Source organism: Kitasatospora brasiliensis (assembly GCF_032654805.1).
In the GTDB taxonomy this organism is placed as follows: domain Bacteria; phylum Actinomycetota; class Actinomycetes; order Streptomycetales; family Streptomycetaceae; genus Kitasatospora; species Kitasatospora brasiliensis.
In genome coordinates, this window is sequence record NZ_JAUOOW010000003.1 from 462,925 (window position 1) to 486,008 (window position 23,084).

Below are 23,084 nucleotides of genomic sequence, written 5' to 3' on the forward strand. Positions count from 1 at the left end.
ACACCCAACCGCCGTCACCGAACACCCAGCCGCCGTCACCGAACACCCACCACCGTCACCCACCCCGCGAACGAAAGAGCCTCCGGTGTCCCCTATCGACAACCCGACGAGTGCGCACACCTTCCAGGTGGACCTGCGCGGCCTGGTGGACCTGCTCTCCCACCACCTCTACTCCAGCCCGCGGGTGTACCTGCGCGAGCTGCTCCAGAACGCGGTGGACGCGATCTCCGCCCGCCGCGCCCTGGACCCCGGGGCGCCGGCCCGGATCACCGTCCGCGCCGACGACGAGCTGTCCGTCACCGACACCGGCATCGGTCTGACCGAGCGGGACGTCCACACCTTCCTCGCCACCATCGGCCGCAGCTCCAAGCGCGACGCCGAGGGCCGGCTGGACGGCGCCGGACTGGCCCGGGCCCGCGGCGACTTCATCGGCCAGTTCGGCATCGGCCTGCTCGCCTGCTTCGTCGTCGCCGACGAGATCACCGTCCTCACCCGCTCCGCCGCCACCCCGGACGCCCCCACGATCGAGTGGCGCGGCAGCTCCGACGGCAGCTACACCATCCGCACCCTGCCCGCCTCCGCCAAGCCCGAGCCCGGCACCACCGTCACCCTCGCCCCGCGCGCCGACGCCGTCGAGTGGACCCGCCCCGGCCGGGTCCTCACCCTCGCCCGGGACTTCGGCAGCCTGCTGCGCCACGACGTCACCGTGATCGACGGCAACGGCACCGAGCACCGGGTCAACCGCACCCCGCCGTGGGCCGAGCGCCACGCCTCCCCGCTCGCCAAGCGCGACGCGCTCGCCGAGTACTGCCGCGCCGCCTTCGACTTCACCCCGCTCGACACCATCGAGCTGGACCTGCCGCTGGTCGGCCTGCGCGGTGTCGCCTACGTCCTGCCGGACGCCGCCCCGCCCTCGCGCCGCAACGGCCACCGGGTGCACCTCAAGGGCATGCTGCTCTCCGACCAGGCCCACGAGCTGCTGCCGGACTGGGCGTTCTTCGTCCGCTGCGTCGTCGACACCGACGGGCTGCGCCCCACCGCCTCCCGCGAGGGCCTGTACGCCGACGAGACGCTCGCCGCCGTCCGGGACGCGCTCGGCGCCCGGATCCGCGACTGGCTGACCGGCCTGTCCGCGAGCGACCCGGCGCTGCTGCACCGCTTCCTGTCCGTCCACCACCTCGCGGTCAAGGAACTCGCGCGCTACGACGACGAGTTGCTGCGGATGATGCTGCCCTGGCTGCCGTTCGAGACCACCGACGGCAACGTCACCCTGGACGAGTTCGCCCGCAGCCACCCGGTGGTGCTGGTGGCCCGTACGGTCGAGGAGTTCCGGCAGGTCGCCCCGATCGCCGGCGCGGCCGGGCTCGGCGTCGTCAACGGCGGCTACACCTACGACCGCGACCTGGTGCACCGGCTGCCCGAGATCCGCCCCGGCGTCTCGGTCTCCGACCTCGACCCGGGCACCGTCACCGCGCACCTGGACACCGTCGACCCGGCCGCCGAACTGGCCGCCAACGCCTTCCTGGCGATCGCCCGCGAGGTGGTCGGCCGGTTTGACTGCGACGTCGCGCTGCGCAGCTTCCACCCGACCAACGCGCCCGCCCTGCTGCTCGACAACCGGGAGGCCCGGCACGAGCGCACCAGGGCCCAACTCGCCGACGAGGCCGACGGGTTGTGGGCGGACATCCTCGGCTCGCTGCGCGCCGAGGCGCCCCGCGCCCAACTGGTGCTCAACCACCTCAACCCGCTGGTGCGCCGCGCCGCCGGCGTCACCAGCCGCGAGCTGGCCGTCACCGCCGTCGAGGCGCTGTACGGGCAGGCCGTGCTGATGACCCGCCGCCCGCTCAAGGCCAGCGAGTCCGCGCTGCTCAACCGCTCGTTCATCAGCCTGCTCGACCACGCGATGCTCGGCCACGAGGCGGCCGGCTCCGCCGAGGGCGCCGGCGGGACGGAGGCGTGATGCTGGACACCCCCGACGCGGTGATGGCCGCGCTGCGCGACAACGACGCCCGCCCGTACGGCCGGACCAGGACCGTCACCGCCGAGGAACTCGTCGACGCCGCCGAGCAGTTCGACGACACCGGGGTCCGCTCGATGGCCCTGCTGGAGCTGATGGAGGCCTACGAGTACGACGGCGAGCGCAGCAAGAGCCCGGTCGTCTTCGCCCGCATCCTCAGGCTCTGGGACACCGACCCGGACGGCTTCGGCGACTGGGCCCGGCAGCAGGTGTTCTGGCGCTTCAAGTGGGTCGCCGACGCGCTCAAGGACACCCCGGACGTCCCGCTCGCGGCGATCCGGCGCTGGCACACCGAGCTGCGCGACCGCTACCGCACGGCCGGCCACGACCTCCAGCCGTACTACGCCCAGCGCTACCACCTGGCCGCGCAGACCGGCCTCGACACCCAGGACGCCTACGAGCTGTGGGCGGCCCGCCCGCGCTCCGAGCTGAGCGACTGTCACGCCTGCGAGACCCGCGCCCGCGCCCGGCACTTCCTCGCCGCCGGGGACGACGCCCGGGCGCTGGAGGTGCTCGCCCCGGTGCTGGACGGCCGCAGCGGCTGCGAGCAGGAGCCCTACCTCAGCCAGGCCACCGCGCTGCTCGCGCAGCTGCGCCAGGGCCGGCTGGACGAGGCCCGCTCCGGCCACCTCTCCGGCTACCGCTACGCCCGCGGCAAGGCCTCGATGCTGCACGCCGTCGGACTGCACATCGAGTTCTGCGCGCTCTCCGGCAACGAGCCGCGCGGCCTGGAGCTGCTCGCCGAGAACCGCGACCTGTTCGCGGTCACCGGCGAGCCGGCCTCCCGGCTGGACTTCCTGACCGGCGTGGAGGTGCTGGCCGCCCAGCTTGCCCGGGCCGGGCACGGCGGACTCACGGTCAGCGGACCGGCCGGCACCGGCTGGACGGTCGACACCCTGCTCGCCCACGTGCGCACCGAGGCCGACGCGCTGGCCGCCCGCTTCGACACCCGCAACGGCACCGACGCGGTCGGTGCCCGGCGGCGCGCCCGGCTGGCGGTGGAGCCGCTGCTGGCCGAGCCGCTGGCGCTGGGTGTGCGGGCCGCCGCCGCGCCCGAGCTGTCCACCGCCCCGGCCACCGTGCCCGCGCCGCGCCGGGCGGTCGAACCGGAGCCGGAGGACTTCACCGCCCTGGTGCTGCGGGCCCGCGAGCTGGAGCTGCTCGGCCACCCGGACGCCGACCGGCTGTGGAAGCGGATCGCCGAGCGCGCCGAGGCCGCCGGCTTCGTCCACCCGGAGAGCGCCGAGCTGGGCGGCCCCGAGCGGCTGCGCGCCGAACTCGCCGAGCAGCGCGCCCACGAGGCGATCCAGCGCGACGCCTACGCCGAGGGCAAGGCCGGGCTGCTGGCCGCCGCCGAGCTGTTCGAGCAGGCCGGGCTGCCCGGGCCGGCGCTGATGGTCCGGACCCGGACGCTGATCGCGGACCTCGACGAGAGCGGTGCGGACTCGGGGGAGGAGCAGGGCGGCAAGCGGGCCGACTGGGTGGCGCTCGACGCGGCGCTGGCCCGGGCCGAGGAGTTGCGGGCCGAGGGCGAACTGACCGACGACGACTACCTGATCGTGCTCCAGACCCGCGCCTACGCCGCCCACCACGACCTGGTGGAGGCGCCGTCCGAGCCCTCCCCCGAGGTGGCCGAGCGCTTCGAGGCGGTGGTCGGCGCCTACCGGCAGGCCGCCGTCCGGCTCGGCTCCGAGCGCCGCGCCGCGACCTCCCGGCAGTACACCGCCGACGCCGCCGCCCGGCAGGGCCGACTGGCCGAGGCGGAGGCCGAACTGCGCGAGGTGCTGGCCCAGTTGGACGCGGCCGAGCTGCCCTGGCACACCCCGCGGGTGCTCGGCCTGCTCGGCCAGGTGCTGTTGCAGAGCCACGAGCCGGGCCAGGCGGTCGAGGTGTTCCACCGGGCGCTGGCCGAGGCCGTGCGTTGGGGGGACGACTCCTACCCGTACGCGCCGACGTACATGATGCTCGGCCACTCCTGTCTCCGGACGGGGGACCTCGGCGGGGCGGTCCGGGCGCTGTCGGAGGCGGCCGCGCGCTACGACCGCAAGGGCGCCGAGGCGGTCGAGGAGGCCGCCCAGGTGCGCCTGCAACTGGCCGACGTGCTGCGCGACACCGGGCGGGCGGCGGACGCGGTGGCCGTACTGGAGTCGGTGCTGGGGGACGCCTCGGCGGCCCGGCTGGACGTCCGGATGCTTGCCCAGGCCAGGCTGGACCTCGCCCGGGGCCTGGGCGAGCTGGAGGAGTACCGGGACGCGGCCGAGGAGTACCTGCGGCTGGCCGACCTGGTGGCCGACTGGGAGGAGCAGGAGACCCACACCATGGTCGCCTGCGAGGCCACTCTGGCGCTCGCCCAGGCGGACCGCTGGGACGCCGCCGAGGCGGCGCTGACCCGCGCCCGCGAGGCACACGGCAAGGCCCCGCAGGTGGACCAACTGGCCGCCACCCTACGCGAGTTGGCCAGACTGGCGATGCGGGCGCAGGGCGCCGAGGGGCTGGACGCCGCGCTGGCCCTGCTGGCCGAGGCGGACGCGGTCGGCGAGGCCGCCGAGCAGCGCGGTGAGGAGTACAACTCCTGGTACCTGCGCGGCGGTTCGCACTACGAGCGGGCGCGCTCGCTGGCCGTCGCCGAGCGGCACGAGGAGGCGCTGGCCGAGGTCGAGCGGGCGATCCCGGAGTACCGGGCGGGCGGCGAGCGGGCCGAGTCGCCGGCGGCGGAGTGCCTCCGGCTGGCCGCGCTGATCGAGGGCAGCGACCTCGGCCGCACCGAGGCGGCGGTGGCCCGGCTGACGGCCGGCATCGCGCACTGCGAGGAGGTCGGGCTGTCGGAGGCGGCGCAGGTGCTGGCGGAGCTGCGGGAGCGGTTCGCCGACCGGTGAGCCGCGCCGCGCCTGGCTGACTCGTACGGCTGACGCGGGTGGGGGCTCGGGCGGGGACAGGGGCGAGGGGCCCGGGATCGCTTCGCGTGATCCCGGGCCCCCGCCGTACCGGAGGTCGCGTCAGCAGGGGCCGTCGTCGGCCCAGACGCCCCACTGGCCGCTGGCGCTCGGCACCTCGTTCAGCGTCCACCACTTGGCGTGGTAGTTGCGCAGGTTGTACGAGACCTTGGCGCCGGCGTTGTACGTGGTGCTGGCGCTCCAGGCGGCGGCGGTGCAGCCGCCCGTGGTGGTCGGTGCGGGAGAGGTCGGCGGCGGGGTGGTGGGTGGCGGCGTGGTAGGGGGCGTCGCCCCGGCGAACTTCACCGTGTACTTGGTGAAGTCCCAGTCGTTCTGCACCACGCTGGAGCAGGAGCCGGACAGCCCCGGATCGACGGTGCCCGCGCACTGGCGGTCCCGGTTGACCGACCAGTAGGTGTACCGGGCCAGGCCGTGCGCGGTGGCGAAGTCCAGCACCGTCTGGAAGTCGGCCTGGTGGAAGTACTCGGCGGCGTCGGTGCGGCCGTTCATCATCGAGATGCCCTCGTGGGCGTACGCGGTGGCCTCGTTCCAGCCGAAGGTGCTCTGGAGGATCTGGTTGAACTTCACCAGCGCGTCGGTCTGCGCCGCCGCGCCGTTGAAGCCGCCGTCGAAGGGCATGATCGAGTAGTTGTCCGGCGTGAAGCCCTGCGACTTGGCCTCGTTCAGCATCTGGGTGCCGAACCAGCCGGTGCCCGCGTTGGTGCCGGCGGTGGTGATCGAGACGTACAGGCCCGGGTTGTTCTGCTGGAGGATCTTCGCCGCGCCGATCTCGTTGTGGATGGCCGCGGTGTTCTCGTACTCGGGCTCCTCCAGGTCGAAGTCGATCGCCTTGAGGCCGTACTTGGTGACCACCTGTTGGTAGCCGGCGGCGGTCGCCTCGGGGGTGCCGCAGATCTGGCCCAGCTTGGTGCCGCCGTACCCGCCGACCGACACCGAGACGTCCCCGCCCTTGCCGCGGATGGTCTGGATGACGCTCGGCATGGTGGTGTCGGTGTCGATCGAGGAGGTGCCGCCCCAGGCGGGCGAACAGCTGTTGCCCTGGGCCAGGATGAACGCCAGCTGGAAGGCCTTCTGGCCGGTGGCGTCCATCACGGCGGCGGCGTCCGGCGGACTGTTGTCCTCGGGCATCAGGTACGGCGCCGAGGCGTACCAGTTGCTGCCGAGCCCAGAGGCGGCGGCTGTCGCGCCGGTGGTCTGCGCGGCGGCGGAGCCGGTCTCGGTCAGGGCGGCGGCACCACAGGCGGCCAGGCCGAGCGCGGTCGCCAGGGCGAGCGCGGCGCGGCGGGGGCGACGCCGGCGCGGGCCCGACGCGGTGCGGTGCGGGGGGTGGTGCGGGGTGCGGTGTGGGGGTAGAGCGCGTTCCATGGGAAGCCTTTCCAGGAAACGGCGGTGGGGGAAGTGCCCGTTCGCGCCGGAGGTGGGGGTGGCGCGGCGGGCGAACCGACCGTCGGCTTCGGGTAGTTGCCGAGGTCTCACTGGTATAGACCTGTCTGGGAAAGGTGGTCAACCCCAAAGAGGTCAAGCCGCCCCCAGCCGGTCGACAGCCTCTAGAGTTGACGGGTGGCCAAGGAGAACACGAACCGCGTGGACGGGCAGGTGCGGGCCGGCAGCATCGTCCAGGCGCACACCATCGGGCAGCTTCACCTGACCCAGCAGGCGCCGCCCGCCGTCCCCTGGCAGCTGCCGCCCGAGCTGTCCCGCTTCGCCGACCGCACCGGCGAACAGGCGCGGGTCCTCGCCGCCACCTCCGAGGAGCCGACGGCCGGCGGCCCACTGGTGGTCGCCCTCAGCGGCATGGGCGGCATCGGCAAGACCGCCCTCGGCTTCCAGCTCGCCCGGGTACTGCGCGATCACGGCCGCTGCCCGGACGGCATCCTCCACCTCGACCTGGACGACCTGCGACGCGACGGCGCCGTCGAACTCGCCGACGCCCTCGGCGAGCTGACCCGCGGCCTCGACCCCGACGCCGTCCTGCCGCCCGGCTACGCCGACCGGCGCCGCCGCTACTGGACCGCCAGTCAGGACAAGCGCCTGGTGCTCGTCCTCGACAACGCCCGCAGCGGGGCCGAGGTGCTGCCGCTGCTGCCCTCCTCGGCCGGCGCCATCGTCATCGTCACCAGCCACGGCCGCCTCCACGACCTCGACACCGCCCGCGCCGTCGAACTGCCGCTCGGCCCGCTGGTCGGCGAGGACGCCACCGACCTGCTGTGCGACGCCTTCCCCGACCCCCGGCTCGCCGCCGACCCCGAGGCCGCCGCCGAACTCGCCCGCCGCTGCGCCGGACTGCCCGCCGCGCTGCGCGTCGCCGGGCGCTGGGTGCGCCGCTACCCCAACCGCGAACTGCGCAGGCTCATCGACGAGTTGACCGTCACCCTGGACCGGGAGGGAGTGCCCGTGGTGGAGGCCGTCTGGGACGCCGCGTACGCCGACCTGAGCCCGGCGGCGGCCCGGCTCTACCGGCTGCTGCCGTACCACCCCGGGCCGGTGGTCACGGTCGGGGCCGCCGCCGCGCTGCTGGGTTGCGGCGAGGCCGACGCCGAGGGGGCGCTGGACGAACTGGACGAAGCCGGGCTGCTGCTGCGCCGACCGGACGGGCGGGGGCTGCACGACCTGATCCGCGGACACGCGTCACGGCGGGCGCGGGGTGCCGGCGAGGACGGGCCGGCCGCCCGGCGCCGACTGGTCCGCTGGTACCGGCGGCAGGCCGCGCGCGCCGACCTGGCCGCGGCCGGGACCCGCCTGGTGGTGGCCCGGCCGCCGGAGGAGGAACCGGGGCTCGCCGAGGTGCCCGACGTGCCGTTCGCCTCCCGCTTCGAGGCCATGCACTGGCTGGAGCGGGAGCACCTCGCCCTCTACGGCTGCGTGCGGATCGCGTACGAGGACGGCCTGGACGCGGACGCCGTCGCCCTGTGCGAACCGCTCTGGACTCACTTCCTCGACCACCAGCACTACGCCGACGTGATCGACGCCTTCGGTCTCGGCGTCGCCGGCGCCGACCGGTCCGAGGACCCGCTCGCCGCGGTCCGGATGCGCTGCCAGCTCGCCCGGCCGCTCTGGGAGCAGCGGCGCTACGAGGAGGCCGCCGAGCAGCTGGGGATCGCCGTGAACCGGGCGCAGCTGCTCGGCTCCACCGAGCTGGAACGCAAACTCCGGGCCTCCGCCATGGAGTTCCGGGGCAAGCTGGCCTCCATCCGGGGCGACTGGGCCGCCGCCGTCCCCGACTTCGAGGCGGCCCGCGCCGAGCACCTCGCGATCGACAACGCCTACGGCGCGATGCTCCAGACCTACCTGCTCGGCCGCGCCGCCCTCGCCCTCGGCGACCCCGGCCGCGCCGTCACCCTGCTCACCGAGGCGCACCGGGTCGCGACCGAGGACGGCCGTGAGCGCATGACCTCGCGGACCGGCTTCGAACTCGCCACCGCGCTGCGGGCGGTCGGACGGCAGGCGGAGGCCGCGCCGCTGTACCGGGCCGCCCTCGACGGCGCCCGCGCCCGGCGGTCGGCCGCCGACGAGCTGCGGGTGCTGGACGCGCTGGCGGACTTCCACGAGGAGCTGGGCGAGGCCGAGCAGGCGGCCGGCTACCGGGCGGAGGCGGCGCGGCTGCGGGGGTGAGGCGGGGGCTCGGGCGGGGGCTTGAGACGGAGCGGACAGGGTTCAGCTGACAGATAACAGCTGACAGATTTCGAAATCTGTTATCTGTCGGCTGTTACCTGTCAGGCGTCCGCCCCCTCAGACCGGCTGTTCCCGCTCGCCCTCGGTAGCCCGCTCCAGCCGGACCCGGTGCGTGGTGGCACCGATCCGGACGGTCAGGCCGACCGGGAGTGCGCCCAGACCATCGGGGTGGGCGGCGAGCCAGACGTGGGCGGCGGAGAGCGCGGCGGCCGGGTCGGTGCGGCGGATCCGGCCGCCGGAGCGGTCGGGGGCGATGTGGACGGTGACCGGGTCGCCGCCGTCCCGGCGCAGTAGGCAGGCGGTGGGGGAGAGGACCACGGCGGCCGTGCGGCAGTTCGGGTACTCGGCGAAGACCGACGCGGTCCAGTCGGCGGCCGTCCGGTACTCCTGGTGCCAGCCGGCCCTGGCGGCCGGGGCGTCGGCGCGGCGGTAGAGCAGGGCCGCGCTCTGGAGCCGACGGGTGCCGGCCCGGCCGTACTCCGCGGCGAGGTGATGGAAGGGGAGCTCCGTCCAGGGCGGAAGCCGCTCGACGGTGATCAGTTCACCACGCACCGTCTCCGCCATCTCCGCCGCTTCCGCCGCTTCCGCCGCTTCCGCCGGCTCCACCGACGCCCGGACGGCGAACGCGTCCGGGGCCTGCGGGGCACGCTCGGGCACCGGGAGCGGGCGCGGTCGGACCGGGTGCGGCGGCGGTACGAGGCCCAGCAGCCCGTACAGCTCCGGCCGCAACGTCTCCAGGCACTGCCCGGCCAGCGCGAAGGCCCGCTCGGCGAACCGGCGGGTGCCGCCCGGGCCCTCCGGCAGCACAGGCACGTCCGGGGCCGAGCGGTCCGAGCGGTCCAGATGGTCCAGGCGCGGCGCGGCGGCCAGCAGGTGGGCCATCGGGCTGCCCGGGACCAGTTCGTCCCCGCCGTCGCAGGCCGCCACCACCGGCAGGTCCAGCGCGGCGGCGTAGAGCGCCACCGAGCCGTGGTCGGTGACCAGGACGTCCGCCGCGACCAGCAGCGCCGCCCACTCCTCGTACGGCGCCGCGAGGAGCAGCCCGGCGTCCAGCGCGGGGCGCAGCCTCCGGGACAGGTCGAAGGTGCCGGTCCGGCTGTACTCGTTGGGGTGGACGACCAGCGCCAGCTGGTACCCGTCGTACGGCAGCCGGGCGGCGAGCCCGGCGGGCAGGTCGGGGCGGCGGGAGAGCAGCGACTGCGGCCCCCAGGTGGAGGAGAGCACCACCAGTCGCCGACCGCCGGTGCCGAGCGCGGCGCGCACGGCCTCGCGCCGGTCCAGGGACTCCAGGATGCGGTCGAGCGTCGGATCGCCGGCGACGATGGCGTGCCGCCGGGCGCCGGGCAGTCGGGCGGCCAGCCGTTCGATCTGGTCGGGGTGGGCGAGGGCGTGCAGGGCGGCGGTGGGGCGGCCGTCGCTGAGCAGGAACGTCGGGTCCAGGCCGGACGGCAGCTCCGGGGAGCCCTCCCGGGGCAGCGCCTTGTTGAAGCCCGCGCCGTGCGGGAGCAGCACCTGCCGGCCGCGCAGGCCGCCGAGCGCGCCCTTGGGGCTGGCGGTGAGGATCAGGTCGTGCCGGTCGGCGAGGGCTTCGGCCCACGGGACGCAGCGCGCACCGGCGGCGTCCACGGCCGCGAGCGCGTCGGCGGCGAAGTCGGAGCCGGGCACCAGGGTGAAGCGGCAGCGGATCCGGTCGTCACCCTCGAAGACCGGCAGCAGGTCGAGCAGCCGGTGCAGCGCGGCGGCCGAGCGCACGGCGAACAGCACCTCGGCGGGGGAGTCCGAGCTGCGGACACCCGCGTCGCGGCTGGCTGGCTGGCTGGCTGGCTGGCTGGCTGGCTGGCTGGCTGGCTGGCTGGCTGGCTGGCTGGAGCAAGGGTGGCGTACCACACCTCAGCACCCCCCGACGACGGTGCGACGGCACCGGCGCGCTGTGGTCGGGGTGGTCCTGTGGGGGCATAGGGGCGATGGTAACCGGCGGGGCACGGCAATGGCGGGGACCAGCGAAATCCGCCCCACCGCTGCTCCCCCTCACCGGACGCCCCGTCAGTCGCAGACGAATCTACGCGACCCCCGCGAGAGGCGTCGCAGCAGGTCAGGCCCTGGTCGCCGCCTCCGCCCCCACCCCCGCCAGCAGCCCGCTGACCGCCGGGGACCACGGGCGGCCGGTCGGGCCGGTCAGCGACAGCGTCCGGTGGACGGCGGGCCGGATCGGGACGAGGACGCAGTCGGCCGGGAGCATGGTCAGCGCCAGCGCGGGCATCACCGAGACCCCGACGCCCGCGTGCACCATGCCGATCAGGGTGTTCAGGTCGCGGATGCGGTGCCGGGGCGTGAAACGGGCACCGGCCCGCCGGTAGGCCTCGCGGATGTGCCGCTCGCAGCCGCCCTCCGAGAGCAGGAAGTCGTCGTCCTCCAAGTCGGCCACGTGGACGGCCGGTTGGTCGGCGAGCGGGTGGTCGCGGCGCAGCAGCGCGTGCATCGAGTCGGCGCCGAGCGTGACCGCCCCGGGCGGCAGCGGTCCCGGGTCCACCAGGACGGCGGCGTCCACCGTCCCCGCCTCCAGCCAGGCCGCCAGCTCGTCGTCCTCGCCCTCGAAGACCCGGACGGTGACCTGCGGGTACGCCGCTTGCCACTCCCGCAGCAGCCGGGGCAGCAGCGCCTGGCAGACGGTGGTCGGCGCCGCCAGCCGTACGGTGCCGGTCAGGCCGCCGGAGTGCCGGGTGGCGATCGCGCGGACGGCGGCGGCCGAGGCGACGGCGGTCCGGGCGTGCGGCAGCACCTGTTCGCCCAGCGGGGTGGGGCGGCACGGGCTGCCGCGCCACAGCACCGGCGCGCCGAGGTTTCGTTCCAGCGCGGCGACGGCGTGCGAGACGGCCGACTGGCTGATGCCCAGCTCGTCGGCGGCCGCGCTGAAGCCGCCGGTGTCGGCGACCGCGACCAGTGCCCGGAGCTGGGCCAGGTTGACGTCCGATGGCATGAGGCTTCCTCATCACGGGTGCACTGCCACTTGTTGGACTCATGCTCTGTCGCCGAGCCACGCTCTGTCCAGCAGGCGCGACGGGACCAACAGACGCGACGGGACCGGCAAGCGCGGCCTGCACCATCACAGCGCAAGGACGGAGGTGGTCGGGGTGCGGCGCTGGTTGCCGGGCTTCGTGGCACTGTCGGCGATCTGGGGCGCCAGCTTCGCCCTGATCAAACTGGCGGTCGACGCGGGCGTGCCGCCGCTGTGGGTGGCGCTGTGGCGTTGCCTGCTCGGTGCCGCCACGCTGTGGGCGGTGCTGTTGCTGCGCGGCGAACGGGCCCCGCGCGACCGGGCGTTGTGGGGGCACTCGGCGGTGGTCGCGGTGCTGCTCAACAGCCTGCCGTTCACCCTGTTCTCCTTCGGCGAGACCAGGGTCAGCTCGGTGCTCGCCGGGGTGGTGAACGCGACCACCCCGCTGTTCACCCTGCTGTTCGCGGTGCTGACCGTCCCGGCGGAGCGCCGTCCGGACGCCCGCCGGCTGGCCGGCCTCGGGGTCGGCTTCCTCGGCGTGCTCACCGTGCTCGGGGTCTGGCACGGCCTCGATACCGAGGGGAGTGCCGGAGGGAGCGCCGGAGGGATTGCCGGAGGGATTGCCGGGGGGAGCGCCGGAGCGACCGCCGGCACGCTGGCCTGCCTGGCCGCCGCCTGCTGCTACGGCGCGGGCTTCGCCTATCTGCGCCGCTTCCTGGCCGGCCGTCCGGAGTCGGTGACCACCCTCTCCGCCCTCCAGATCGGCTGCGCCGCCGTCGAGTTGGCGCTGGTCGCACCGCTCGTCGCCGGCCCGCCGCACTGGCCGGGAGCCACCGCGGCCGCCGCTCTGCTGGTGCTCGGCGCGCTCGGGACGGGCGTGGCGTACCTGTTCAACCTGGCGCTGGTGCGTGGCGCGGGGGCGACGGTGGCCTCCGCCGTCACGTACGTGACCCCGCTGTGGTCGACGGCGCTCGGCGCGGCCTTCCTTGCCGAGCCGGTCGGCTGGAACGCCCTGGTGGGCGGCGCGCTGGTGATCGCCGCCGTCGCGCTGACCCGGCCGCGCCGGACCCCGCTGCGATCCCCGAAGGTTCGTCAGCCGGTCCGTTAGGGTTGACCGGGTGAACGAGGGGGAGCGGCAGCCGACGTCCGCGCGCGACGCGCTGTGGTCGGACCCGCTGCGCTTCCCGTTCACCCGCTGGGTGCCGCGCTGCTGGGTGTACCTGCTGGGCAGCGCCCTGCTCGGGCCGCTGCTGCTGGCGGTCCTCGCCGTGCTGCTGGTGCTCGGCCTGGGCCTGTGGGTGGTCGGTGTAGGCCTGCCGGTGCTGCTCGGCCTGGCGCTCGTGGGCATCCCGACCGCCGCCGTGACCCGGTGGCGGCTGCGGCTGGTCGAGCCCCTCCCGCTGCCCGACCCGCACCGCAGCCTGCCCGGGGCCGGCCGCAGGGCCCGCATCCGCACCCGGCTGCGCGAGCGGGCGACCTGGCGCGAACTCGCCCACGCCGCCCTCGCGTCGACCGTCCTGGGTGCCGCCGCGCTCGGCTTCACAGCGCTGCTGGTCTGCTCCGGCCTGTACGTGCTGTCGCCACTGGTGGTCTGGGCGCTCGCCCCGGAGACCGTGATGCTGATCCCCGGGCACGCCGCCCCCGGGCCGCTCGAAGCCCTGCCGTTCAGCGCCGCCGGGCTGGCAGGCCTGCTGCTCTGCGCGTACGCCGGGGGGCTGCTGACCTCCGCCGAGGTCGCGCTGGCCCGCTTCCTGCTCGGGCCCCGGGAGGACGACCTCGGCCGCCAGGTGCTCGAACTCACCCGCTCCCGGGCCCGGTTGGCCGACGCCTTCGAGGCCGAGCGGCGCCGGATCGAGCGAGACCTGCACGACGGGGCGCAGCAGCAGCTGGTCGCGCTCAGCATGACCCTCGGGCTCGCCGAGTACGAGCTGCGCGACCAGGAGGGCCGGGCGGTCGACCTCGTCACCCGGGCCCGCGGTGAGGCCCGGCAGGCGTTGGAGCAGCTGCGCGAACTGGTCCGCGGCATCCACCCGCAGGTGCTCACCGACCACGGACTCGCCGCCGCCGTCGCCGAGGTCGCGCTGCGCCACCCCATCCCGGTGGCCGCCGACATCGTCCTGCCGGAGCGGCTGCCCGCCCCGGTGGAGACCACCGCCTACTTCACCGTCACCGAGGCGCTCACCAATGCCGCCAAGCACAGCGGCGCCACCGCGATCACCGTCCACGGGCGGGTCGAGCGCGGCCGGCTGGTCGTCCGGGTGACCGATGACGGCCGCGGCGGGGCGGACCCGGCCGCCGGGGCCGGACTGGCGGGACTCGCCGACCGGGTGGCACTGCTGAAAGGACGGCTGATGGTGACGAGCCCGACGGGCGGCCCGACGACGCTGCGGCTGGAGGTCCCGTGCTGAGGGTGGTGATCGCCGAGGACGCGGTGCTGCTGCGCGCCGGACTGGTCGAACTCCTCGCCCTCGGCGGCCACTCGGTGACCGCGGCGGTCGGCGACGCCGAGGCGCTGGCCGAGGCCGTGGACGCCGACCGGCCGGACATCGTGGTCACCGACGTCCGGATGCCGCCCGACCACACCGACGAGGGCCTGCGCGCCGCCCTCGCCCTGCGCGAGCGCCACCCGGGCCTGCCCGTCCTGGTGCTCTCCCAGTACGTGGCCACCCCGTACGCGACCCGGCTGCTCGCCGCCGCCGGTGCCCAACCGGCCGGTCTGGGCTACCTGTTGAAGGACCGGGTCGGTGATGTCGCGGACTTCCTGGACGCGCTGCGCCGGGTCGCCGACGGGGAGACGGTGATCGACCCCGAGGTGGTCCGGGGTTTGCTGCGCGGCCAGTCGGCGGACCGCCCGCTGGCCCGGCTGACCCCGCGCGAACGCGAGGTGCTGGCGCTGATGGCGGAGGGCCTCAACAACCAGGCGGTGGCAGGCCGGTTGAGCATCACCGAGGCCTCGGTGGTGAAGCACTGCGGGAACATCTTCATGAAGCTGGACCTGGACCCGACGGAGGGCAACCGCCGGGTGCTCGCCGTGCTGGCGCACCTGCGGGCGGAATGACCGCAAGGGCGGCCGAGTGACAAATCACCCACTTGTCACGGTGGTTGCGGTGCCGGAACGATGGCGTCATGGCAAGGACACGGGAACCGCAGAGCGCACTCGTCAACCGCATGCTCAAGGGCGAGGCGACCAGGGACGACACCACGACGGCCCAGACCAACTTCCTGCTCTGGCTGCGACAGGAGTGGGACGGGGACGGGGACTCGGCGCTGGCCGCCTGTCAGGACAGGCTGACGGAGGCCGGGGGCGAGGAGTGGCGGACGGTCTCGGAGCGTGATCTGTCCGCTCACGTCTGGCTGTTCAGCTTCTCCTGCCCGAGCCGGGAGGACCTGGCGGGCCAGGCGCGGAACTGGGTGGCGGCGGTCCGCGCCGCCGGCGGCGCGGCCGCGATCGCCGGACTGGTCAGGAAGTTGCGGGGGCAGCCGGAATGACCGGGGCGGCCGGAGCGGCGGGGGCAGCCGGAATGACCGGGGAGGCCAGAGCGGCGGGGGCAGCCGGAATGACCGGGGCGGCCGGAGTCGCGGCCGCGCCCGGTTCGGGCAACGGCATCTCCGGGTCCAGCAGTTCGGTGAGCCGCCGCGCCGAGGCCTCCCAGGTCCAGTGCTCCTCCGTCCAGCGCCGCCCCGCCGCCCCCATCCGGGCGCGTTCGGCGGGCGGGGCGAGCAGGATCCGGGTCAGGGCGGCGGCCACCTCGGCCGGCGCGCGGCCGTCGACGACCGTACCGGTGACGCCGTCGAGGACGGTGTCCGGGGCGCCGCCGGAGCGGCCGGCCACCACCGGCAGCCCGGCCGCGGCGGCCTCCAGGTAGACGATCCCGAGGCCCTCGGCCTCCAGGCCGAGCCGACGGGTGCGGCAGGGCATCGCGAAGACGTCCGCCGCGGCGTAGTGGGCGGCCGTTCCGGTGTGGTCGAGGCCACCGGCGAAGACCACGCTGCCCGGCTCGGTGTACAGGTTGGCCAGGCCGCGCAGCCGGTCCTCGTCCGGGCCCCGGCCGACCAGCACCAGGATGGTCCCGGGCACGGCCCGGCGGATCGCGGGCAGCGCGCGGATGAGCATGTCCTGGCCCTTGCGCGGGACCAGTCGCGCCACACAGAGGACGACCGGGGCGGCGGACGCGCCGGTGGCGGCGGCCGGCCGGAAGACGGCGGTGTCGACGCCCGGCACCAGCCGCGCCAGCCGGGCGTCCGGCCCGAGCGCGGGGGCGATCCGGGCCCGGGTGTAGGCGCCGAGGTAGGTGACCACGTCCGTGCCGCGGCCGACCCGGCGCAGCAGCCCGCGGGCGCCCGGGGTGCGGGCCCACCAGATCTCATGGCCGTGGGTGGTCGCGACGCTGCGGCGGATGTCGGGCGCGAGTCGCCGCAGCGCGGGCGCCATCGCGGCGAGCGGGGCGGCGGCACCGAACCAGACCCGGTCGCAGCCGTGGGCGCGGGCTATCTCGGCGGCCCGGCGGGTGGCCCGCGGGGTGGGCAGCAGGGTGCGGGCGCGGTCGCGGATCACCGGGTAGGGGAGAGCGGCGTCATGGCACTCCGCGCCGGGCTCGGACGAGGTGTAGACGACGACGTCATGGCCGGGGACGCGGTCGGCCATGGCCCGGACGAAGGTTTCGATGCCGCCCTGACGCGGCGGGAAGTCGTTGCTGACGACGAGGGTGGTGCCCATGGCAGGCCTTTCGGAACGGAGAAGGAGGAGGAGAAGGGGAGCAGGACGAGGACGAGAGGCAGCGCGAGGTAGCCGAACCGCCCGGCGGGTGCCAGCAGGAACGCCGCCGTCAGCCCGAGGGCCAGCCGGTGCGCCGCGGCCGTGGCGGTGCGGGGCGGACGGGTGAACAGGCCGGCCCCGATGGCGAGTCCGGCGAGCAGCAGCAGGCCGACGGCGGCGTACCAGCCGGGCGGGCCGAGGTCGGCGAGCAGCCGCCCGGGCAGCGGGCTGGCGGCCGGGGTGGGCAGCCGGCCGCGCCCGGCGGGGAAGGCGAACACCTGCTCCACCAGCGGTCCCGGGGCCCGCAGCGCCACCGGCAGCACCGCCACCGCCGCCGCCCCCAGCGCGACGGCCGCCCCGCGCAGCGCGGCCCGCCGTCCGGCGGTGGCCGCCAGCAGGGCCGCCACCACGGCGAGCGCGGGCCAGGCCGTCCACTTCAGCGAGCCGGCGGCGGCCAGCGCCAACCCGGCCGCCACCGGCCGCCGTTCGGCGGCGCGGACCAGGGCGAGCCGGCAGAGGCCGGCCAGCGGCAGATCGACGCCGCTGACGCAGAGCGGCAGCGCGACCACCGGCGAGGCGGTGAGCGCGGCGGCACCGAGCCGACGTCCGGCGGGGACCGTCCGCAGTACGCAGACGGCGAACACGGCCGCGCACCAGAGCCGCGCGTCGCCCGAGGGGGAGTGGCCGAGCAGCGCGCGCGGCAGGCCCAGCAGGGCCATTCCGGGCAGATAGGGGTCGTACTCCTCGACGCCCTGCGGGTCGGCCAGGTACGGCGTGCCGGTGTGCAGCAGCAGCGAGCCGGAGCGCTCGATCACCCCGACCTCGCTCTGCCCCCGCCCGTCCAGGACCAGCAGGAGCAGTGGCACCAGCACCGCCCCGACGGCCGCGACCGCCACCGACACCTCACGCCCGCGCCGCAGCGGCAGCGCGGCGACGAGCGCCGCGAGCAGGTACCCGCAGGCCGCCCAGGCTCCCCAACTCCGGTGCGGCCCGAGCCCGGAGACCACCGGGAACGCCCCCGCCCATCCCGCCGCGACCAGCCATCCGCCGCACCACCACCACGCCCGTTTCGTCACCGCTCCATTGCATCGGCGCAGCTCGGCGGGGTCAGCACGGCCAGGTCGAGTCCTGTGGTCGGGTTTCCCCTACCACCGTGCGCCGGCGGGGTGGCCCCGGCGGGGCCGTAGGTCCGCGGCGCCCCGTGCGGGTAGCGGGGTGGCTCGGGTGCTGTCGTCCGGGGTGTGCGGCGAGCGGGCAGGGTTTCCTTCGCCTTCCCCGGTCCCGGGCCGTGGCACTCGGTGGCCGGTGGATTACTGATCGTCCCCGCCTCCCCGCTATCCTCGCCGTGTGCTGAGGTCGTGGGGTGCGGCGGTGGAGCGGGCGCAGGAGCGGTTGGCGGCGGGGCCGCGGCTGCGGGCGGTCGGGCCGGGGGAGGAACGGCGGTTCGCTCTCTGGGACTTGGCGTCCCTGGTGGAGGGCGAGCTGGGCGAGCGGGTGGACCCGGACGGGCTGGCGCCGCCGGCGGAGCGCGGGTGGCGCGAGCGGTTGGGGGAGAGCGGGCGGGAGTGGCCGGGCGGGGAGCTGTACCGGCGCCGCTACTGGATCCAGGACGAGGCCGGCGCGGCGGTGGGCACCGTCGCGGTGGACAACTGGACCAAGGGCCCGAGCCAACTCGCCGTCTCCTCCCTCTACGTGACCCCGGCGGCGCGTGGCCGGGGCCTGGCCGCCGCCGCGCTGGACGCCGTGTACGAGGCGGCCACCGCCGAGGGCCTGCCGGGGTTCCGGCTGGAGGCGCACTGGACCTGGCAGCCGGCCGTCCGCTACTACCTGCGCCGGGGGCTGTGGGTGGTGGGCTGGAAGCACTCGCTGTCCTTCGCCCGGATGCCCCAACTCCCGTTGCAGCGGGTGCGGGAGGAGGACGGTCGACTGCTCCTGCTGGTCGCGGACCGGTCGCGCGGCTGGGTGCCGATACTGGCCGCCGGGCGGGAGGGCCGCTGGCTGCGGCTGGACGAGACGGCGGACTACCGGGGCTGTGACGGCTGGGTGCACGAGTACGCCCGCTCCACGCTGGCCCTGTGCCTGGCGCTGGCCGGACGGCCCATGGTGCGCGGCCCGCAGTGGTGGTCGGAGGCGTGGCGCTGGTCGGAGGCCGGGGAGCCGGAGGGGCTGGCCTGCCGGATCGAGGAGTTCGAGCGGGCCGCCCGGGCGGCGGGCCGACCGTTCGCGAGCCCGTACCGCCCGGTGGCGGTGCCGGGGCCGACGCCCGATGCCGTCCCCTCCCTGGGCCCGTCCCCGCAGCTGGCAGACTCGGGGGATGGCTGAGATCGAGATCGACGGCGCCCCCGCCGACCCGGCGCGGCTGGCCGCGCTGGGGCTGCTCAACTACGGGCACTTCACCACCCTGCGCGCCGAGGCGGGCCGGGTGCGCGGCCTGTCGCTGCACCTGGACCGGCTGGTCCGGGACTGCCGGGTGGTGTTCGGTGCCGAGCTGGACCGGGCGGTGGTGCGCGAGCGGATCGCCGCGGTGCTGCCCGCCGACGGCGCGCCGGTGACCGTCCGGGTCACCGTGTACGACCCGGCACTCGGCCTGGAGCGGCCCGCCGCGCCGGCCGTACCCGCTCTGCTGGTGACCACCCGTCCGGCCGCGGCGGCCGCGCCCGCCCCGCTGCGGGTGCGCACCACGGCCTACCGGCGGGAGCTGCCGGAGGTGAAGCACGTCGGACTGTTCGGCCTGGTCCACCACCGTCGACAGGCCCAACTCGCCGGTTACGACGACGTGTTGCTGGTCGACGAGGACGCTCTGGTGGTCGAGGGCGCGACCTGGAACGTCGGTTTCCTGGCCGAGGGCAAGCTGGTCTGGCCGCAGGGCCCGAGCCTGCCCGGCGTCACCGAGGCCCTGCTGTCCGGCGCGTACCGGGGGCCGCAGTCCCGCGAGCCGCTGCCCGCCGCCGGACTGGACCGCTTCAGCGCCGCCTTCGCCGTGAACGCGGGCGTCGGGGTGCGCCCGCTGGCGGCCGTGGACGGCACCGCCTTCGACCCCGCCCACCCGGTGCTGGCCGAGCTGCGAGCCGCCTACCTGGGGGTTTCCGCAGAACCGGTGTAGGGATAACCCCACCCCCGGTCCGCCGGTGGCCTGCATGGTCCGCGGGGCCCGTCCTTCCTAGGTTGGAACGCGTTGACGACGAGCAACGCAGCACCGAAGGAAGGCCCACCCATGGCACGCCGCCAAGACCGCAGCAGGACCGACGAGTACGGCACCGCCCCGTACGGCAGCGACCCGTACGGATCGGCCCCGCACGGGGCGGTGCCACCGGCGGCCCCCGCGATCGAGCTGCGCGGGGTGTGCCGCAGCTACGGGCGCGGTGAGACGGCGGTGCGAGCGCTGCGCGGGATCGACCTGGCGCTCGCCCGTGGCAGCTTCACCGCGGTGATGGGCCCCTCCGGCTCCGGCAAGTCCACCTTCCTCCAGTGCGCGGCGGGCCTGGACCGCCCGGACGCGGGGCAGGTCCGGCTCGGTGGCGAGGACATCACCGCACTGAGCGAGAACCGGCTCACCAAGCTGCGCCGCAGCCGGATCGGATTCGTCTTCCAGGCCTTCAACCTGCTGCCCTCGCTGACCGTCGAGCAGAACGTGCTGCTCCCGCAGCGCCTCGCCGGGGAGCGTCAGGACCGCTCCCGGGCGCGGCAGTTGCTGGAGCGGGTGGGCCTCGGTGAGCACGCTTCGCGGCGGCCCGGCCAGCTCTCCGGCGGCCAGCAGCAGCGGGTGGCGATCGCCCGCGCGCTGATCACCCGCCCGGACGTGGTGTTCGCCGACGAGCCGACCGGCGCCCTGGACACCCGGACCGCGCACGAGGTGCTGGACCTGCTGCGGCAGGCCGTGGACTCGCTCGGCGCGACCGTGGTGATGGTGACCCACGACCCGGTGGCGGCCTCCTTCGCCGACCGGGCGCTGTTCCTGGCCGGCGGCGCGCTCGTGGACGAGCTGCCGTACCCGAGCCCGCAGGCCGTCGCGGACCGGATGGTCGCCCTGACCGCCCGGCCGGTGGGAGCGGCGGCATGACGAACGGACTCGCGCGCTCCTCGGTGCGCTTTCGCCCCGCCTCCTTCGCGGGCACCCTGGTCGCCTTGGTGCTGGCCGCCGCCGTGGTGGTGGCCTGCGGAGCCCTGCTGCAGACCGGCCTGACGGCGAGCCTCAAGGCCGAGCGGTACGCCGCCGCCCCGGTGGTGGTCGCGGCCGACCAGTCGGTGAAGATCCGCATGAAGGTCGGCGAGGACACCGAGACCATCGAGCAGGCCACCCCCGAGCGGGTCCGCGCCGACGCCGCGCTGGTCGGTCGGCTGGCCGCCCTGCCCGGGGTCGCGGCCGCCCGCCCGGACACCGCCTTCCCGCTGCCCGCCACCGACCGGGCCCCGGCCCTGACCGGCCGTGGCTTCGCCGCGCTCGGCATCGCCGGGCCGGGCGACACCCTGGTCGAGGGCCGCGCGCCCGGCGCGAACGAGGTGGTGCTGGACGCCGACACGGCGCACTCCGCCCATCTCGCACCCGGCGCGAGCCTCACGCTCGCCGCGCCCGGCGGCACCGCGAGCTACCGGGTCTCCGGCCTGGCCGCCGCCCAGCAGGCCGGCCCCACCGCCTGGTTCGCCGACGCCACCGCCGACCGGATCTCCGGCCACCCCGGCCGGATCGACGCCATCGCCGTCCAGCCCCGCGAGGGCGTGTCCACCGCCGCGCTCGCCGCGCAGGTCCGCCAAGCCGTCGGAGGCGCCGCCGAGACCTTCACCGGGGACGATCGCGGCACCGTCGAGCACCCCGCCCTCGGCGACGCCCGCCAGATGCTGATGGCCCTCGGCGGCACCTTCGGCGGCTACGCCACCATGACCGCGATCTTCGTGGTGATGAGCACCGTCGCCCTCGCCACCGGCCAGCGCGCCCGCGAGTTCGCCCTGCTGCGCGCGATCGGCGCCACCCCGCGCCAGATCCGCCGCACCATCGCCGCCGAGGCGATGCTGGTCGCGCCGCTCGCCGCCGCGCTCGGCATCCTGCCCGGACTCGCCCTGGCCCGCTGGTGGTTCGGGCAGCTGGTCGAACGCGGCGCCGTCCCCGCGGGCCTACGCCTGGACGTCGGCCCGCTGCCGATGCTCGCCGCCGTCCTCGCCTGCACCCTCGCCGCGCTGACCGCCGGCCTGCTGGCCGCCCGTCGGCCGTCCCGGATGCGCGCCGCCCAGGCGCTCGGCGAGGCCGCCGCCGAACCGCCCCGCCCCGGCCGGGCGCGCACCGTCCTCGGCCTGGTCTTCGTCGCCGGAGGCATCGCGGCCGCCGTCGTCGCCACCTCCCTGGACGGCGCCAAGGCCGCCCAGACCGCGCTCGGCGTGGTGATGTGCTTCATGCTGGCCGTCGCCCTGCTCGGCCCCCGGCTGGCCCGGGCCGCCGCCGTGGTGCTCGGCACCCCGCTGCGGGCCGGTGGCGCGCCCGGCTCGCTGGCCGCCGACAACACCCGCGCCAACGCCCGCCGACTGGCCTCCGCGATCACCCCGATCGTGCTGGTCACCGCCTTCTGCGGCACCCTGCTGGTGCTCCAGAGCACCGTGCGCCACACCAGCGGCGAGAACGTCCGGGCCGGCGTCACCGCCGACCACGTGGTCGGCGCCACCGGCCCCGGCCTGCCCGCCGGGACGGCCGAGCGGGCGGCCGGGGTGCGCGGCGTGGACACCGCCGTCGGCGTGCTGCGCACCGGTGTGGTGTTCAAGAACGCGGGCCGGCTGGCCTCCGCCCCCGTGCTCGGCGTCGACGGCGACCCGGCCCGGCTGCCGAAGGTGCTGGACCTGGGCGTGCGCAGCGGCTCGCTCGCCGACCTCGGCCGCGCCCCCGACACCATCGCGCTGAGCACCACCATGGCCGACGCCTTCGGCGCGAAGGTCGGCGACCGGGTACCGCTCTGGCTCGGCGACGGCACCGCCGTACGGCCCGCCGTGGTCGCGGTGTACCAGCGCGGGCTGGGCGTCGGCCAGGCACTGCTGCCCCGGGCCGCGGTGGCCGAGCACGTCACCGCCGGGTACGACAGTCAGGTGCTGGTCGCGGACGCGCCCGGGGCCGACCGGGCGGCGGTGGCCGCCGGGCTGGGCAAGCTGGCCGAGGCCTCGGTGACCGACCGGGCCGGGTTCGTCGCCCAGTCCGACAAGGACCTGGAAATCAGCGGCTGGGCCAACACCGTGATGGCCGGTGTGCTCGGCGGGTTCGCCGCCGTCAGCGCCGCCAACACCCTGGTGATGACGGTGCTGGACCGGCGCCGCGAGGTCGCCCTGCTGCGGCTGGCCGGCACCACCCGCGGCCAGGTGCGCGGCATGATGCGCTGGGAGGCGCTCCTGGTGGCCGTCACCGGGCTGGCCGTCGGCGCGGCCATCGCCGGGATCACGCTGGTGCCGGTCGCCCGGGGCGTGGCCGACTCCACCCCGTACGTCCCGCCGACGCTCGCCCTGCCGCTGGTCGCCGGCGCGGTGCTGCTCTGCCTCGCCGCCACCGGCCTGCCGGTCCGCGCGCTCCTGCGCACCCGCCCGGCGGCCCTGGGCACGGCGCGGCAGTAGCGGACAGGGGTGCCCTCGACGTTCGATCGAGGGCACCCCTGCTTGGTGCCCGGTCGGGACCGGGCCGTGCCCCGTCGGGGCCCGGCGCCGAGTGAGCCCTGACAATCA

Annotated in this window: 16 protein-coding genes; 11 read left to right on the forward strand and 5 right to left on the reverse strand. The window is 75.9% G+C overall.

Annotated elements, in window-relative coordinates; all coding sequences use genetic code 11:
* Positions 1-85: 85 nt before the first annotated feature.
* Positions 86-1,960, forward strand: coding sequence for an HSP90 family protein (locus tag QWJ13_RS14200; protein ID WP_432277503.1), 1,875 nt, complete (start codon positions 86-88; stop codon positions 1,958-1,960).
* Positions 1,960-4,893: a hypothetical protein gene (locus tag QWJ13_RS14205; RefSeq protein WP_316524434.1), complete on the forward strand. Its 2,934-nt coding sequence runs from the start codon at positions 1,960-1,962 to the stop codon at positions 4,891-4,893. Before QWJ13_RS14200 ends, QWJ13_RS14205 begins: the two co-directional genes overlap by 1 nt.
* Before the next feature lie 120 nt (positions 4,894-5,013).
* Here QWJ13_RS14205 and QWJ13_RS14210 read toward each other — a convergent pair whose 3' ends face one another.
* The gene (locus tag QWJ13_RS14210) at positions 5,014-6,237 is read right to left on the reverse strand and encodes a carbohydrate-binding protein (RefSeq protein ID WP_316525174.1); all 1,224 of its coding nucleotides are present in this window, start codon (positions 6,235-6,237) and stop codon (positions 5,014-5,016) included.
* Between the two features lie 294 nt (positions 6,238-6,531).
* Between QWJ13_RS14210 and QWJ13_RS14215 the strand changes: the two genes are divergently transcribed.
* Positions 6,532-8,583, forward strand: a complete 2,052-nt coding sequence (locus tag QWJ13_RS14215) for an NB-ARC domain-containing protein (RefSeq protein WP_316524435.1) — start codon at positions 6,532-6,534, stop codon at positions 8,581-8,583.
* 117 nt (positions 8,584-8,700) lie between these two features.
* Here the strand turns inward: QWJ13_RS14215 and QWJ13_RS14220 are convergent, their stop codons facing one another.
* A complete protein-coding gene (locus QWJ13_RS14220; protein WP_316524436.1) occupies positions 8,701-10,407 on the reverse strand; it encodes a translation initiation factor 2 in 1,707 nt (568 codons plus the stop codon).
* A gap of 328 nt (positions 10,408-10,735) precedes the next feature.
* Positions 10,736-11,620, reverse strand: coding sequence for a LysR family transcriptional regulator (locus QWJ13_RS14225; protein ID WP_316524437.1), 885 nt, complete (start codon positions 11,618-11,620; stop codon positions 10,736-10,738).
* A 154-nt stretch (positions 11,621-11,774) separates the two neighbouring features.
* Between QWJ13_RS14225 and QWJ13_RS14230 the strand changes: the two genes are divergently transcribed.
* The 4 genes from QWJ13_RS14230 to QWJ13_RS14245 all read left to right on the forward strand — a co-directional run bounded on the left by QWJ13_RS14230 (position 11,775) and on the right by QWJ13_RS14245 (position 15,127).
* Positions 11,775-12,746 carry a DMT family transporter gene (locus tag QWJ13_RS14230; protein WP_316524439.1) on the forward strand — a complete coding sequence of 324 codons (972 nt, stop codon included), beginning with the start codon at positions 11,775-11,777 and terminating at the stop codon, positions 12,744-12,746.
* Between the two features lie 10 nt (positions 12,747-12,756).
* Complete coding sequence (locus QWJ13_RS14235) at positions 12,757-14,046, forward strand: sensor histidine kinase (RefSeq protein WP_316524440.1); 1,290 nt, start codon at positions 12,757-12,759, stop codon at positions 14,044-14,046.
* Entirely contained in the window at positions 14,040-14,696 is a 657-nt protein-coding gene (locus tag QWJ13_RS14240) for a response regulator transcription factor (RefSeq protein ID WP_316524442.1), read from the forward strand. Before QWJ13_RS14235 ends, QWJ13_RS14240 begins: the two co-directional genes overlap by 7 nt.
* Before the next feature lie 68 nt (positions 14,697-14,764).
* Positions 14,765-15,127 (forward strand): hypothetical protein, encoded by a 363-nt coding sequence (locus QWJ13_RS14245; protein WP_316524446.1) that lies wholly within the window; start codon positions 14,765-14,767, stop codon positions 15,125-15,127.
* Here the strand turns inward: QWJ13_RS14245 and QWJ13_RS14250 are convergent.
* Together QWJ13_RS14250 and QWJ13_RS14255 are read right to left on the reverse strand one after the other, a co-directional pair.
* Complete coding sequence (locus QWJ13_RS14250; protein ID WP_316524449.1) at positions 15,099-16,283, reverse strand: glycosyltransferase family 4 protein; 1,185 nt, start codon at positions 16,281-16,283, stop codon at positions 15,099-15,101. The genes QWJ13_RS14245 and QWJ13_RS14250 overlap by 29 nt on opposite strands.
* Complete coding sequence (locus QWJ13_RS14255) at positions 16,190-17,401, reverse strand: glycosyltransferase 87 family protein (RefSeq protein WP_316524450.1); 1,212 nt, start codon at positions 17,399-17,401, stop codon at positions 16,190-16,192. Before QWJ13_RS14255 ends, QWJ13_RS14250 begins: the two co-directional genes overlap by 94 nt.
* A 340-nt stretch (positions 17,402-17,741) precedes the next feature.
* On the opposite strand from QWJ13_RS14255, the gene QWJ13_RS14260 reads away from it, so the two are divergent.
* The 4 genes from QWJ13_RS14260 (at position 17,742) to QWJ13_RS14275 (ending at position 22,976) form a co-directional block, all read left to right on the forward strand.
* Positions 17,742-18,716, forward strand: coding sequence for a GNAT family N-acetyltransferase (locus QWJ13_RS14260; protein ID WP_316524451.1), 975 nt, complete (start codon positions 17,742-17,744; stop codon positions 18,714-18,716).
* Positions 18,709-19,497 (forward strand): aminotransferase class IV, encoded by a 789-nt coding sequence (locus tag QWJ13_RS14265; protein WP_316524452.1) that lies wholly within the window; start codon positions 18,709-18,711, stop codon positions 19,495-19,497. Before QWJ13_RS14260 ends, QWJ13_RS14265 begins: the two co-directional genes overlap by 8 nt.
* Before the next feature lie 111 nt (positions 19,498-19,608).
* Positions 19,609-20,454, forward strand: coding sequence for an ABC transporter ATP-binding protein (locus tag QWJ13_RS14270; protein ID WP_316524454.1), 846 nt, complete (start codon positions 19,609-19,611; stop codon positions 20,452-20,454).
* Positions 20,451-22,976 (forward strand): FtsX-like permease family protein, encoded by a 2,526-nt coding sequence (locus QWJ13_RS14275; RefSeq protein WP_316524457.1) that lies wholly within the window; start codon positions 20,451-20,453, stop codon positions 22,974-22,976. The genes QWJ13_RS14270 and QWJ13_RS14275 overlap by 4 nt, the downstream gene beginning before the upstream one ends.
* The last annotated feature ends 108 nt before the right edge of the window (positions 22,977-23,084 follow it).